Origin of the sequence: Ahrensia sp. 13_GOM-1096m, from assembly GCF_000620605.1 — a bacterium.
GTDB lineage: Bacteria > Pseudomonadota > Alphaproteobacteria > Rhizobiales > Rhizobiaceae > Ahrensia > Ahrensia kielensis.
Genome location: NZ_JIAX01000006.1, coordinates 427982 through 442051, shown reverse-complemented (window position 1 = coordinate 442051; position 14070 = coordinate 427982). Strand labels below are relative to the sequence as shown.

Genomic DNA, 14070 nt, shown 5'->3' with positions numbered 1-14070 from the left:
CGAGCAAAGCGAGGTCGGATGAGGGCATTATTTTTGCGCAGCCAAAAGTTTTTTCACTTCATCAACAAGAGCGCCGGCCTCAATTTCAAATTGGCCAGGGCGGGCAGCGCGGTATTCCTCATTGGATTCAATCGCGGCGGCTTGGCGCTTGCCTTCGATCATATCTTTGAGTTGAACTTTGCCGGATTGCCGTTCGTCATTGCCTTGAATGATAACAATCGGGCAGCCGCGTTTATCCGCATAGCGCATTTGCTTGCTGAAATCTTTTGGATTGCCCTGATACATCTCAGCGCGAATACCCGCGCCGCGTAAGTCCTGCACCATTTTTTGATAAGCGCCGAGGCTTTCCGTATCCTTGTCCATCACGGTGACAAGCACAGGCGCGAGCACGTCGTCTTGTCCTAGTTTGCCAAGATTTTTGAGCGCCGTCATGAGGCGTGATACGCCGATGGAAAATCCAGTTGCTGGCACGTCTTGGCCTGTAAAGCGCTTGACCAAACCGTCATAACGCCCGCCACCGCCGACAGAACCGAATTGAACCTTTTCGCCCTTTTCGTTTGTCACATCGAACAGAAGTTCGGCCTCATAAACAGGGCCAGTGTAATATTCGAGACCACGGACGCAGGTAGGGTCAATACGAATTCTATCTTCGTCATAGCCATTTATTTCTGAAATGAGAGCTATTTGAAATAATTCGTCGATACCAGATAAACCATTTTTACCAACTCCAATGTGAACCGCCCAATTTCTTAGAGCATTGAAAAAATGATAATCTCTAGCATCATCTCCGTGTTTATCGATTGTAGTAGGTACATCGGTAAAATAATCATGGTGATCGGCGTGGGATTTATATCCCTCAGGCGAGTAAAATGCGTTCAAATCTATAACCAGAGATAGTTTTTTGATCTGCTCTTCATCTAACCCAGCTCCCTCAGTAAAATCACCGCTGTCATCTTTGCGACCCTTACCCAAGAGTTGGCGAACACCCTCGATGCCAAACTTGTCCAACTTATCGATTGAACGCAGCACCGTCAGTCTCCGCTCCGCATTTTCATCGCCGCCAAGGCCGATGGCCTCCATCACGCCGTCCAGCACTTTGCGGTTGTTAACGCGGATCACATAATCGCCACGCGCAATGCCCAGCGCTTCCATCGTGTCGGCCATCATCATGCACATTTCAGCATCGGCCTGAACGCCCGGTGCGCCAACCGTGTCGGCATCAAACTGCATGAACTGGCGGAAACGGCCCGGCCCCGGCTTCTCGTTGCGGAACACCCAACCATTGCGATAGGTGCGATATGGCAGCGTGATTTCGTTGATATTTTCAGCCACATGACGCGCCAGCGGCGCTGTCAGATCATAGCGCAAGCTCATCCATTGTTCGTCGTCATCCTGCACAGAAAACACGCCAGCATTTGGCCGATCTGTGTCTGGCAAAAACTTGCCCAAACAATCGGTATATTCAAATGCAGGTGTTTCCACGGGGTCAAAACCATAGCGCTCATAGACTTCGCGGATTTTACCGATCATCTCATCGGTTGCGCGAATGTCTGCCGCTGAGCGGTCCACAAAACCGCGCGGGCTACGCGCTTTAAGTTTCTGCGGTTTTTTCTTCTTTTTATCAGCCATTTCAGCACTTCATTTTATGAGAACATTTGTTGGCTTTCTCATAAGCGACAGGTGCCCTCTTGCCAAGTGGTGTGAGCGGTGGAATGCTATGCAAGTTCGGTGAACGGGAAGTCCGTGCAATTCGGAGACGTGCCCAACGCTGTGATGGAGATGGCTTTCGCATATGCCACTGGGAAACCGGGAAGGCGCGCAGACCAGTTGATCCTAAGTCAGAAGACCGGCCGAACAAAACGGTTCTTGCGTGCGGACAGCGCAAGCGCCCCAACCTTTATGCATTGTTGGGAGCAAATAATGCTGAACAAACTTCCACGCCCTGCGCTGGCCCCTGCCCGTCCGTTTTCCAATCAAGAACGAGATGCGGTGTATCGTGCAATCAATGAACGGCGCGATGTGCGCGATCAATTTTTGCCGGCCCCCATTCCCGATGATGTTTTGCTACGGCTTTTGCAGGCTGCCCATAACGCGCCTTCGGTTGGGTTCATGCAGCCGTGGAATTTTATTGTCGTGCGCGATGCTAAAAAGCGCGAACAAGCATGGAGCGTTTTCAGCAAGGCCAATGATGAAGCCGCCGACATGTTTTCAGGTGAGCGCAAGGCAACCTATCAATCGCTAAAACTGGAAGGCATTCGCAAAGCGCCGATCAATCTTATCGTGACATGTGATCGCAATCGCGGCGGCAAAGTTGTGCTTGGGCGCACGCATAATCAGCAGATGGATTTATACAGCACGGTTTGCGCTGTTCAAAATCTGTGGCTTGCAGCACGTGCAGAAGGCGTTGGTGTCGGGTGGGTCAGCATATTTAATGAGAGCGACATGCGGGAGCTTTTTCAAATCCCCGATGAGATCGAAATTATCGCTTATCTGTGCATTGGCTATGTGGACGAATTATACACAGAACCGGAGCTTGCCGCCAAAGGATGGCGGCAACGCTTAGAACTCAAAGATTTGATCTTCGAAGAAGAATGGAACCGGCCCACTAAAACTTAATAGCAGCCGGTCCGCAATCTTATCTTGCGTAAGGCGAACGGCAGCGTTTGCGTCCACCATGATATGGCTGGAACGAATTATCCGATGCGCGGTAAGAGCGGTATTTCGAATGGCACCAATTCACATGCAATGTGCCAACATTTATAATGCGCGGGCGCGCTGGTGCACGGCGAATAACGCGTCTTGGTTCAACATAACGGCGCGGTGCAATGTGGATCGTTATTGAAAATGCATCACGTGGAAAATAATATCCGCTGTGACGGCGATAGCCACGCCTGTGATGGCGGTAACCGCGATGACCATTGTAAAAGGCATGGCCTCTATGGCGGTAAAACCCGCGGTGGCGTTCTGAACCTACCTTTTGAACCAAGCTATCTGCTGGTGATGCAATCGGTGCAATTGCGATTGGTGCAGCACTCGCTGATGTTGAAACGCCGCAGCTTGCAGCAATTGAAATTGCAGCCGCAGCCAAGAATTTACTGATATTCATTATCATGCTCCCTGTTAAGGTTAAGCGTCCCTTAATTTCAATCTATCGCATTTTTCGCATCTGGCAAATTTATTGACGGGACTTATCACCAAATTGTCACTTTGGTTTCATGACACACATGTTAGCAGTGCGTTTTAACTGGACTATCGCCGTGCCTCTTTTTCTGCTCACCGCCCTTGTTATGACCGCTTTTGCTGCAAACTCAGTTTTGGCGCGTGCAGCCCTGCTCGGACCAGCCATTGACCCTGCCAGCTTTACCACTGTTCGCCTGATAAGCGGTGCGGCGATGCTTGCCTTGCTACTGATTGCGCGAAAACAAACATCAATGCGCGATCTCATCGGCGGCGGAAATTGGCACTCTTCCTTTTGGCTTTTTGCTTATGCGGTAACGCTTTCATTTGCCTATATCGGGCTGGATACAGGTGTGGGCGCACTGATTTTATTTGCGCTTGTTCAAGCAACGATGATCGGCTGGAGTGTTTTTAAGGGCGACAGACCAATCGTGCCTGAATGGGCTGGATTGATTATTGCTTTTAGCGCCTTTGTCTGGCTGGTTTCACCTGGACTTGAAGCACCGGACCCGTTCAGCGCATTTTTAATGGCACTTTCCGGCATCGCTTGGGGCGCTTATTCACTGCGTGGGCGCGGCGCAACAGACCCGCTCAAAGCGACGGCTGGAAACTTCATTTTGGCCATGCCCATGGCAATTGCCGTTTCCGCAATCTGTTTTTCTCAAATCAATGCCAGCACATATGGCATATTGCTCGGTATTGCTTCTGGCGCCATCACATCAGGTATTGGCTATGCGATTTGGTATCGCGTATTGCCGCAATTATCAGCCATGCAAGGCAGTATCGTGCAACTCACCGTGCCCGTCATCGCTGGTCTTGGCGGTCTTATCTGGAGCGGCGAGCCATTTACGTTACGCTTCGTTCTCGGTTCCGTCTTTATATTGGGCGGCGTTGCACTTGCGATCATCAGCAAAACCAAACGCGTATGATGGTTACTGTTTAAGCTTATAAGTCAGCGCCATGCCGATGCAGTGCTTAAGCGCTTCGCGGTCATAATCCTGCCCTGCGACAAACATTAAAGCGCGGCTACCACGATAATCAAAGGCGCTCGGATAAAGCTCTTTGAAGCGATCGACCAGCTTGGTGGTGCATATGAAGAACATGCCAACGGTTCCATCATCCTGCTTCGACAAACGAACCGAACTACCCGTATTTTTGCGCTTTGGCGTGAAGCTCGGCTGGCCCCATTTTAAACTTTCTTCGAGCGGTCCTATTTTGTCGTTTTGAGCTGCAACCTCAAAAATCAGTGCGTGTAATTCTTCATATAGGCCGTATGAAGTCATTGCGGATTTCCTCGATTTCTTGACGGCAGCAACATCCCTCTAAATGGTCATTCACAAGCCCCATTGCCTGCATGAAAGCATAGATTGTTGTTGGCCCCACAAACGACCAACCACGCTTTTTTAAATCTTTGGAAATCTTGGTCGAAGTTTCAGTAAAGCCTGGAATAGCATCCTTCGTTACTCTAGCTGGGCGCTCTTGGCTGGACGGTTCAAACGCCCAAAAATAAGCAGCCAAAGAGCCAAACTCTTTTTGCAATTCTTGTGCCCGCTTAGCATTATTGATGGTTGATTTAATTTTGCCGCGGTGGCGCACAATGCTCGCATCAGTAACGCAGCGCTCTATGTCCGCGTCGGTAAAAGCTGCAACCTTGTCGATGTCAAAACTTGCAAACGCTGCGCGAAACCCTTCGCGTTTGCGCAAAACAGTCAGCCAAGATAGCCCCGACTGGAACCCTTCTAAGCACACCTTTTCAAACAAGCGCGTATCATCAATTACCGGCCGGCCCCATTCAGTGTCATGATAATTGCGATATTCATCCAAATCGCCATGCCACCAACAGCTCTGCTTGCAATCTGGCCGTTCAACCAATCCATCATTCATATATAGGTCCGATTCAGTTTTGATTCACCATTTACGGCAACACGCTAGTAACCTTGCTGAAAGCTTTCAGCCAAGAATCGCATTTTATTTATTTTGATTCATAATTGAGTCTTTGCTTTGAGTCATGTTCACGCCAGAAGTCTGCTGACGTCTTATGTCAGCGGATATCGGGCAAAATGTTGAGAGTATGCTTGATGAAGAGATTTTTACAACTATCGGCAGTTGCCGTTGCATTTGCGACGATGCCTGCCCACGCTGGTGAGCGCTATGCTACACCGCCGCCGCTAACGCTAAGTCCTGATTTGGCGAGCCCATGGGTTTTGCAACTTAAACCAAATACAGTTATTCGCGCGACTGCACCACAGCGCACTAAGCGCGTTATCGTGACGCGCAAAAAGCAGGTTAAACAACGCTATCAGCCAAAGGTACAGCAGCGTGTTGCCGCGCTTAATCCGCCCAAGCCGCCTGTTAAAGGCATTGATCCGATGTATCTGCCGCAGCAGGTCAATTATAATGGCGGCGAAAAGCCAGGTACGATCATTATTTCTACACGCGACCGTTTTCTCTACTTAGTAGAGGCAGGCGGCAAAGCCATGCGCTATGGGGTTGGTGTTGGCAAACAAGGTTTTTCATGGACAGGCACAGAGCGCATTACGCGTAAACGTGAATGGCCATCTTGGACACCACCTGCGGAAATGATCGCGCGTGAAAAGAAAAAAGGTAAATTCCTACCGGCCTTTATGGAGGGCGGTCCGTCTAATCCACTCGGTGCGCGTGCGCTTTATCTTGGATCAACACTTTACCGAATTCATGGCACCAATGCGCCTTGGACAATTGGCGGTGCTGTATCATCGGGCTGTATTCGCATGCGCAATGAAGACGTTACCGATCTTTATAATCGTGCCAGTGTCGGCGCTAAAGTTATTGTTCAGTAGCTAAGCGCCATTTGTTCTTCGGGGGCGAAGGCAGAAGCCGCCGCTTGATCTCAAAAGAGGTCAGGCGGCGGCTTCATTTTGAGATTAAATTCTAATGCTACATTGAAGCTTGCGCGACCAAATCGGTTAGGCTTGTGCGCTGCTCAGGCATGTTTTGAACAGGTTTAGGGTCAGGCGCTTCAGAGGGTTTATCCCCGCCATATGCCCAATTTAAAAGCTCGATTGTATGAAGAAGCGGTATATTCGTGGCCGTAGAAATTTGCGTGATACAGCCAATATTGCCGGTCGCAATGATATCTGCGTTCGTTGCCTCAATATTTTTCACTTTGCGCGCTTTTAACTGCGCAGAAATTTCAGGCTGCATGATGTTATATGTACCTGCCGAGCCGCAGCACAAATGCCCCTCGGCAGGATTGCACACTTCAAATCCAGCAGCCTTAAGCAAGGTTTTAGGTGCTTCGGTGATTTTTTGTCCATGTTGCATGGAGCAAGCCGAATGATACGCAACAACAAGATTAGGCTTGATGGTTGGCTCCGGCATTTCGATGGATGCCAAATATTCGGTAATGTCCATTGCTAACGCAGATACGCGCTTGGCTTTGTCAGCATAATCAGGATCGAGCCGAAGCATATGATCGTAATCTTTGATCGTGGTTCCGCACCCAGAGGCTGTGATAATTATGGCGTCTAATCCGCCATGCTCAACCTCACGGGTCCAAACATCGACATTGCGCCGCGCATCATCCAATGCTTGCTCTTCACGCCCCATGTGATGGACCAGCGCGCCGCAGCAGCCCTCACCTTCTGGCACAATAACCTCAACGCCAATGCGGTTAAGCAGTTTGATTGTTGCCTCATTGATTCCAGGTTTGAGGATGGGCTGGGCGCAGCCGCTAAGAATAGCAACACGGCCGCGCTTTTCTTCTTCAGGCGCGTGTGTCGCAGGCAATGCAAAGGCAGAAGGTGCAGCAATTTTATTCGGCGCAAGTTCTAGCATCGCACCAAAGCTTTTAAGCGGCGGAATGGCTTTTAAAAGCGGCGCAAATGACCGCCCCAATCGTGCCAAATAAAGCGACGTTTTAAAGCGATTTGGATATGGCAACACGGCTGCTAGCACGTTCCTTGTCAGCCTGTTGAAAAATGGACGCTTGTAGGTTTTTTCAATATGAACCCGCGCATTATCAACCAGATGCATATAGTTCACACCCGACGGGCATGTGGTCATGCAAGCAAGGCATGACAAGCAGCGATCAATATGCGTCACCGTTTTTTCATCTGCAGCACGGTTATTTTCCAACATATCCTTGATGAGATAAATACGACCACGCGGACTATCTAGCTCATTGCCAAGCGTCACATAGGTTGGACATGTGGCCGTGCAAAAACCGCAATGCACACAAGAGCGTAAGATTTTTTCCGATAGTGCAACGCCCGGATCTTCAAGCTGCTCAGATGTGAAATTAGTTTGCATGCCACATATCCAATATTATTATATCAACCAGCTTTGCGGGTCTGGGATCGGTTCATTTCTGCCAAGTGCCATAAGGCCTTTGACAACGCGAATAACGGCCCAAATAGCAACGGCGATTGCAACAAACATTCCAATCATAACAAACATCAAAATTGCGGCGATCAAGCTATAGAGAAGACCAATCCAAAATGTGCGGATGAGCCATGTGTAATGCGTCTCGGTGAAGCCGCCGGCTTTGCCTCGGTTCATATAAGCCATCACCAAGCCGATGATGGCAGGAATGCCGCTAAGCAGAAAAGATGCTAGAAATAGAATATAGATTAGTTGCGCGTTTTTAGGCCCAGCACCAAGCCAATCGTCAGTCGCTATTGGTTGGCGGTTTTGCTCATCATTCATGATTTTTTCCTTCTCACATTGATGGATGTGGCCGAAGTAAACCGCAGTTTTAATCTACGCTCAAGCAATGTTATTTTATACATCTGGTGACATGCGCCCGACATTGAAAAGACCGCTCGGGTCCATTGCCATCTTAATGCGTTCAGAGAGTGCCGCCAAAGGTGCAATCTCAGGCTGGAATACGGCCGTTGAAGCACGGACCGGCTCAGATGCACGGATCAAAGTTGCGTAGCCACCATGATCTTTAACTATGTTCCTGACGACGGGTGCATTGGCGTTCGACACATCGTCTAATCTTAGCCAGACGAGCCCGCCTTGCCAGTCGTAGAACACTTGCCCCTCAAGCTTGTCCAAAATAGCTGCGGCGACTTTATAACCGCTCATCGGTGCAACGGAAATACGCCAAACAGGTCGCTGGTCTTGATCTGCAAAAGGCAAAACATCGCGGATCATTTTCCATAAGGCCAACGATGCGCGAGCATCAATTTCTTGAATATTTAACCCTTTGGGCAGACTTGCGATAACGCGATCACGGCGAACGCCAATGGTTTCTTTCAACCCCTCAAGCCGCATAAAAGTAATCCCGCCTTTTACGGGCGCATTCATGAGCTGTGATGCAATGTCTGCTGGCGCATGCGAAGCGCCTGTAACATCTGCACTTGTTGCCATTGCCGTAGCCATAAGCTGCGCACCATCCGCATCAGATACATTGTGAATTGCCAATGTGATTTGTGTTTCAGGACGCGGCAATACTTTGAAAGAAACCTCAGTTATAAAGCCAAGCGTTCCCCATGAACCGCCCATCAGTTTGACAAGATCGAGGCCCGTGACGTTCTTCATCACCTGACCGCCATTTTTGATGATTTCGCCAGAGCCATTGACAAACCGTACGCCGAGCAGACTGTCGCGTGCAGCGCCAGCCACATAGCGGCGCGGACCTGACATGTTGCTTGCAGCAATACCGCCGATTGTTTGCTTGCCATTGGTGCCGAGCAGTTTGCCGTAATTTGCCGGTTCAAAAACATGCATCTGTTTGTTTTTTGCAAGCGCTTTGTCGATTTCAGACAACAAAGTTCCTGCCTTGGCAACCATCACCAGTTCGGCGGGATCATATTGCGTTATTCCGCTCATTGCCGATGCGGAAATGATTTTTTCAGCGCTCACAGCATTGCCGATATCACGCTTCGTGCCGTTGCCTCTGATCTCCAGACGCGTGCCTTCACTGCGTGCTTTCGCGATTAGCTGGGCAGCTTCGAGTTCATCTGCTGGTTTTAAAATTTTCAACGCCATCTCATATAACCTTGCGTTGTGAGAGGGTGAGCGGGAACACCTTAGATGGGTTCAAAATCCAATCAGGATCAAATGCTGCGCGTACCCGCATCTGTTGGTTTAGATCTATTTCTGCGAACTGGTGCAGCATCAAGTCTCGTTTTTCGATGCCGACGCCATGCTCACCTGTCAGGCAACCACCCACATCGACGCATAGACGCAAAATATCCATACCAGCGTCTTCGGCTGCCTGCGCTTCCTTGGGATCATTGGCATTGTGCAAAATCAGCGGATGCATATTGCCGTCACCAGCATGAAAAACATTGGCGACGCGCAAGCCATAATGCTCAATTATCTTGTAGGTTTCCCGCAAGACATAAGACAGTTTTCCAAGTGGTACGGTGCCATCCATACAGATATAATCTGCGATGCGTCCGGTCGCGCCGAAGGCCGATTTTCGACCTTTCCAGATTTGCGCTGCTTCTGTTGCAGATTGGCTTTCTTTGATATTCTTTACGTTATGTTTTTGCGCAATTTTGATGATCTTTTTCAGCATTGCGTCCATCTCTTCGTCGGAGCCTTCGACTTCGATGATAAGCAGCGCTTCGACATCCATCGGATAGCCTGCACCCGCAAAGGATTCACAAATATCGATTGCCGGCTTGTCCATGAACTCGATTGCGACAGGTATTATGCCGCTGCCAATAATGTCTGTGACACAGGCGCCTGCAACCTCTGCATCATCAAATCCAAACAGCACAGGACGCGCGCCTTCTGGCTTCGCGATCAACCGCACCGTTGCTTCGGTAACAATGCCAAGCTGTCCTTCAGAACCGCACAGCAAGCCAAGTAAGTCATAACCTGGTGCATCAAGCGCTTGCCCGCCAATATCAACGATTGTGCCGTCGAACATGACAAGTTTTACACCGAGCAGATTGTTGGTTGTGACACCGTATTTAAGGCAATGCGCACCACCGGAATTCATACCGATATTGCCGCCAATCGTGCACGCAAGCTGCGATGAAGGATCAGGCGCATAGAAAAAACCATCTTTTGAGACAGCTTCAGAGATGGACAGATTTGTTACGCCTGCTTCGACAACGGCAGTTCGGTTATTGTAATCAACATCGATCATTCGGGTCATACGTGAAACACCTATGACGATAGCATCTTCCTGCGGTATCGCACCGCCAGCCAATGACGTGCCTGCCCCGCGAGGTACAACCGGAATTTTATTGGTTGAACAATATTTGAGAACATCCGCCACTTGCTGCGTTGTGTATGGCAAAACAACAGCCAAAGGCAGGCGCCGATATGCTGTAAAAGCATCGGTTTCAAATGGCACTAACTCACGCTCATCTGAGATAACACACTCATCAGGTAGAAGATTATACAATCCTTCCACGATGGCATTGCGACGGCCGGTGATATTTGCATCGGGTTTCAGAAACTCAATCGTCGTCATTTCATCCCTCCAATTCAAATGAAACACTAGCAGCCTTCAATTGGTAAATTATAATTACCAATTAGAGTCAAGCGCACTGCAGGCGAAACAGTTTCAACGAAATGGTATAACACTGTTATTAATGGCTATGGACTTTTGTGTAACCTGCCCCATTTTGGTTGATACTATACGGTATGAATGAATGAACGAGCGGCAAAACAAATAGTTTAAGAACAATGGTTAGCCAATATAATGAGTAATTTCGGAGATCTAGAAATTTTTGCACGCGTGGTCGGCGCAGGCAGCATGTCTGCGGCAGGACGTGAACTAGGCTTGTCACCTGCGGTCGTTTCAAAGCGCCTTCGCCGCTTAGAAGACCGACTTGGTACAAGGCTGCTACAACGTACAACAAGGCAAATTGCGCTCACAGAAGCAGGACAAGGTTTTTACGAACGCGTTGTCGCTATCCTAGCGGGTATTGAAGAAGCAGAAGCGTTTGTCGCACGCCGCTCAGCCATCGCGCGCGGCACTTTAAAAGTTTCTGCACCGACGTCATTTGGACGAATGCATATCGCGCCGAATCTCGGCGACTTCATGAAAAACAATGATGACTTAAATCTCAACCTGCTTTTATCCGATGACCTTGTTGATATTGTTGGCGAGGGATTTGATGTCGCGATCCGTATTGCGGAGCTTGAAGATTCCAGCCTTGTTGCGCGTAAGCTTGCATCCGTTCGCAGAATACTCTGCGCGACACCAGAATATTTAGCTGAAAATAGCACTCCCAAAACGCTCGAAGAGCTAGCGCATCACAACTGCCTTACACATCAGGTTTCAGACACTTGGCGTATGGCAGGCCCTGAAGGTGATGTCAGCGTTCGTCCGACCGGCAATATAAGCACCAATTCTTCTGAAGTGGTGCGCGAAGCTGTTCTGGCAGGCCTTGGAATTGGACTTCGTTCAACATGGGATGTCGGACAAGAACTTGCCGACGGAAAGCTTGTGCAGATTTTGCCAGAGTATGAAAGCACATCGAATGTCGGCATTTACGCGATCTATCCATCACGTCAGTTTTTGCCAGCGAAAGTGCGCGTTTTCATTGATTATCTCGCGCAAATATTTGGTGGCGTTCCTTATTGGGAAGCAGGTTTAAACACGCCAGAAACACCGAAACTAAAAAAAGAAAACTAGAGCGCAAGCGCTAAGCGTTGCCACCTTACATATCAGCATCAGAATGTTTCGCGCGTATTCGGCGCACGACAAGCCACATGCCTAGCACGGCAATCGGCACAAAAAGCGCCACCAATGTTGCATCTGAAATACCGGGAAGCGACATGCCCAAACCCTTTGCCAGATAGGCAAAAAGCCCAACGACATAATAAGAAACCGCCGCGACAGAAAGACCTTCAACCGTTTGCTGCAGGCGCAATTGTAGCTTGGCGCGATTGGCCATAGATTGCAGCAGATCACGGTTTTGCTTTTCAACTTCAACATCTATGCGCGTGCGCAACAATGTTGCTGTACGTGCCAGTTTGCGCGATAGGTTGGCTTGGCGCTCTTCAATGGCACGGCATGTGCGCATAGCAGGTGCAAGACGGCGTTCTAGGAAAAACTTTAGCGTGTCACACCCCAAAAGAGGTTCACGTTCAAGCTCCTCTAGCCTGTCTTGGACAATATTGTCATAGGCACGGCTGGCGCCAAACCGATAAAGACTGGATGCAGCATCCGCCTCAAGCTCAGCTGCAAGGTTCGTCATTTCGTTGAGCAATTCTTCAGAGTTCGACGGCTCCAGATTTCGCATCCGGTGCGTTAATTCCGCCAGACGGTCTTCGGCTTTGCGCATTCTTGGAGAAAGACGCTGTGCAAGCGGCAACCCAAGCATGGCCAATGTGCGGTATATTTCGATATCAAATAACCGCTGCGAAAGCGCGCCGAGCCGCTGGGGCGCCATGCCTTTATCCAAGACAACAAAGCGCGTTAGCCCTGCCTGATCCTGCCGAAAATCGGTTGCGATAATACCAAGGCCGTTACGTGTAACCGATGCACATAGAGTTCGCCGATCAAAATTATTCAGCGCTTTTTCTTCGGCCTCTTCGCTCCAATTTATAATATCAACGCGCACAGCAGAGATCAGTGAACCGGGCGCAGGAAAAGCATCGCCAAAAGGATGGCCTTGCGGCAGTGTATCGAAATTACTGGCAGCTGGACCTTCCCAAAGATAGGTGGAAGCTTCTGTATGGCGTTCCCACCAAATGCTGCTCTTTCCCATTTCAATTCGGTGATGGCGTGCACCTTCAACAGGTGGAGAAATTCCATTTTGACGTGAAAGCCCCGCAAGAACAGCCTGATCGACCGTAGAGCCGCCATCTGTGACGAAGCACAATTTGATCAGTGTTCGCGGTGAGGAAATAATCGGCGCTGGTCGAGCGTGAACTTCGCCAAGCGCAACGGCTCTTTCTGCATGAAGCGGAAATCCGAAGACGCCTCGCGGCGCAGCTTCGGCTTGATCAACAGCACCGATATCTTTTTTATTCACGTTGCCCCCAAGCGCTATTATGGCCCACCTGATAAGCCACCATCTTAAGCGATTTTAATATGGTGTCTGCTTTTTGGAAATAAGCAAGGCTGCTACATAAGCGCACGTAACTCCTGTTCAAATTGGCTATAATTATTGACCAGTCGGCACATGCCTCATATGATCAAGATTGGAGGATTGAATGGGCACAACTATTTTTTCACAGATCAATCATGCGCGCACAGCAGATGAAGTGTGCGCACAGATAGAGACCCTAATTTTAGAAGGCGTCCTTCGCGTTGGTGATAAGCTACCGGGCGAACGCGATCTGTCTGAACAGCTCGGCATTTCACGGCCTATTTTGCGCGAGGCGCTCAAAGAATTGGAAGCGCGCGAATTATTGGTGACACGTCATGGTGGCGGCACTTTTGTTGCCGATGTCATCGGTGATGTTTTTTCCAAAACAATGCTGGATCTCATTGCAGATCACCCAAAGGCAACATCGGATTATTTGGAATATCGACGCGAAGTTGAAGCGATTGCTGCTTCTTATGCTGCTCGCCGCGCAACGGATGATGACCGCGCACTTTTGACTGACATCATCTTGCGCATGGAAGAAGCGCATAAGAAAGAAGACTTTCAAGAAGAGGCTGCGATTGACGTCGAATTTCACCAAGCGATCTGTGAAGCAGCCCATAATTTGATCTTATTGCATACGCTGCGCTCCTGTTACCGGCTTTTGACAAACGGCACATTCTTTTCACGTTCTTTGGTTTATCGCGCACCGGGCGCAAGATCGCTTCTGCTCAAACAGCATCGCGCAATTTACGAAGCAATAATGGACGCAAATCCGGATGCGGCAGCAGCTGCTGCGGCGGCGCACATGGAATTTGTTGAAGAGAGCAAACGCGAGGCTGAAAAAGTCGGCGCTTGGCAAACAGTCTCTAAATTAAGAAGGCAAATGCGTAACACCAAGTAA

At 49.4% G+C, this 14070-nt stretch carries 14 protein-coding genes and 1 riboswitch; of the genes, 5 read left to right on the top strand and 9 right to left on the bottom strand.

Going from position 1 to position 14070, the window contains the following annotated elements; all coding sequences use genetic code 11:
* Nucleotides 1-27 precede the first annotated feature (27 nt).
* A complete protein-coding gene (gene hisS / locus N530_RS0102505; protein ID WP_026479410.1) occupies nt 28-1629 on the bottom strand; it encodes a histidine--tRNA ligase in 1602 nt (533 codons plus the stop codon).
* Between the two features lie 59 nt (nt 1630-1688).
* Nucleotides 1689-1870, top strand: a riboswitch (cobalamin riboswitch).
* Nucleotides 1871-1920: 50 nt separating this feature from the next.
* On the opposite strand from hisS, the gene bluB reads away from it, so the two are divergent.
* Nucleotides 1921-2616, top strand: coding sequence for a 5,6-dimethylbenzimidazole synthase (gene bluB, locus N530_RS0102500; RefSeq protein ID WP_035266088.1), 696 nt, complete (start codon nt 1921-1923; stop codon nt 2614-2616).
* A 19-nt stretch (nt 2617-2635) separates the two neighbouring features.
* Here bluB and N530_RS0102495 read toward each other — a convergent pair whose 3' ends face one another.
* Complete coding sequence (locus N530_RS0102495) at nt 2636-3106, bottom strand: BA14K family protein (protein ID WP_026479408.1); 471 nt, start codon at nt 3104-3106, stop codon at nt 2636-2638.
* 109 nt (nt 3107-3215) lie between these two features.
* Here N530_RS0102495 and N530_RS0102490 point away from each other — a divergent pair, with 109 nt between their 5' ends.
* Complete coding sequence (locus N530_RS0102490; protein WP_026479407.1) at nt 3216-4106, top strand: DMT family transporter; 891 nt, start codon at nt 3216-3218, stop codon at nt 4104-4106.
* 3 nt (nt 4107-4109) lie between these two features.
* Here N530_RS0102490 and N530_RS0102485 read toward each other — a convergent pair whose 3' ends face one another.
* Both N530_RS0102485 and N530_RS0102480 read right to left on the bottom strand, forming a co-directional pair.
* A complete protein-coding gene (locus N530_RS0102485) occupies nt 4110-4460 on the bottom strand; it encodes a DUF1801 domain-containing protein (RefSeq protein ID WP_026479406.1) in 351 nt (116 codons plus the stop codon).
* A complete protein-coding gene (locus tag N530_RS0102480) occupies nt 4438-5061 on the bottom strand; it encodes a DNA-3-methyladenine glycosylase I (protein WP_026479405.1) in 624 nt (207 codons plus the stop codon). Before N530_RS0102480 ends, N530_RS0102485 begins: the two co-directional genes overlap by 23 nt.
* Nucleotides 5062-5255: 194 nt before the next feature.
* Between N530_RS0102480 and N530_RS0102475 the strand changes: the two genes are divergently transcribed.
* Complete coding sequence (locus tag N530_RS0102475; protein ID WP_026479404.1) at nt 5256-5996, top strand: L,D-transpeptidase; 741 nt, start codon at nt 5256-5258, stop codon at nt 5994-5996.
* Nucleotides 5997-6093: 97 nt separating this feature from the next.
* Here the strand turns inward: N530_RS0102475 and glcF are convergent, their stop codons facing one another.
* The 4 genes from glcF to N530_RS0102455 form a co-directional block, all read right to left on the bottom strand.
* Nucleotides 6094-7467: a glycolate oxidase subunit GlcF gene (gene glcF / locus N530_RS0102470; RefSeq protein WP_026479403.1), complete on the bottom strand. Its 1374-nt coding sequence runs from the start codon at nt 7465-7467 to the stop codon at nt 6094-6096.
* 18 nt (nt 7468-7485) lie between these two features.
* Entirely contained in the window at nt 7486-7863 is a 378-nt protein-coding gene (locus N530_RS0102465; protein ID WP_026479402.1) for a membrane protein, read from the bottom strand.
* 75 nt (nt 7864-7938) lie between these two features.
* On the bottom strand, nt 7939-9147 hold the full coding sequence (gene glcE, locus N530_RS0102460) for a glycolate oxidase subunit GlcE (RefSeq protein WP_202899003.1): 1209 nt from the start codon (nt 9145-9147) through the stop codon (nt 7939-7941).
* A 7-nt stretch (nt 9148-9154) separates the two neighbouring features.
* Nucleotides 9155-10597, bottom strand: a complete 1443-nt coding sequence (locus tag N530_RS0102455) for an FAD-binding oxidoreductase (RefSeq protein ID WP_026479400.1) — start codon at nt 10595-10597, stop codon at nt 9155-9157.
* Nucleotides 10598-10828: 231 nt separating this feature from the next.
* Here N530_RS0102455 and N530_RS17295 point away from each other — a divergent pair, with 231 nt between their 5' ends.
* Nucleotides 10829-11767 (top strand): LysR family transcriptional regulator, encoded by a 939-nt coding sequence (locus N530_RS17295; RefSeq protein WP_035266086.1) that lies wholly within the window; start codon nt 10829-10831, stop codon nt 11765-11767.
* A gap of 25 nt (nt 11768-11792) precedes the next feature.
* On the opposite strand, the gene N530_RS0102445 is transcribed toward N530_RS17295, so the two are convergent.
* The gene (locus N530_RS0102445; protein ID WP_026479399.1) at nt 11793-13112 is read right to left on the bottom strand and encodes a DUF3422 family protein; all 1320 of its coding nucleotides are present in this window, start codon (nt 13110-13112) and stop codon (nt 11793-11795) included.
* Nucleotides 13113-13293: 181 nt separating this feature from the next.
* Between N530_RS0102445 and N530_RS0102440 the strand changes: the two genes are divergently transcribed.
* A complete protein-coding gene (locus tag N530_RS0102440; RefSeq protein WP_026479398.1) occupies nt 13294-14070 on the top strand; it encodes a FadR/GntR family transcriptional regulator in 777 nt (258 codons plus the stop codon).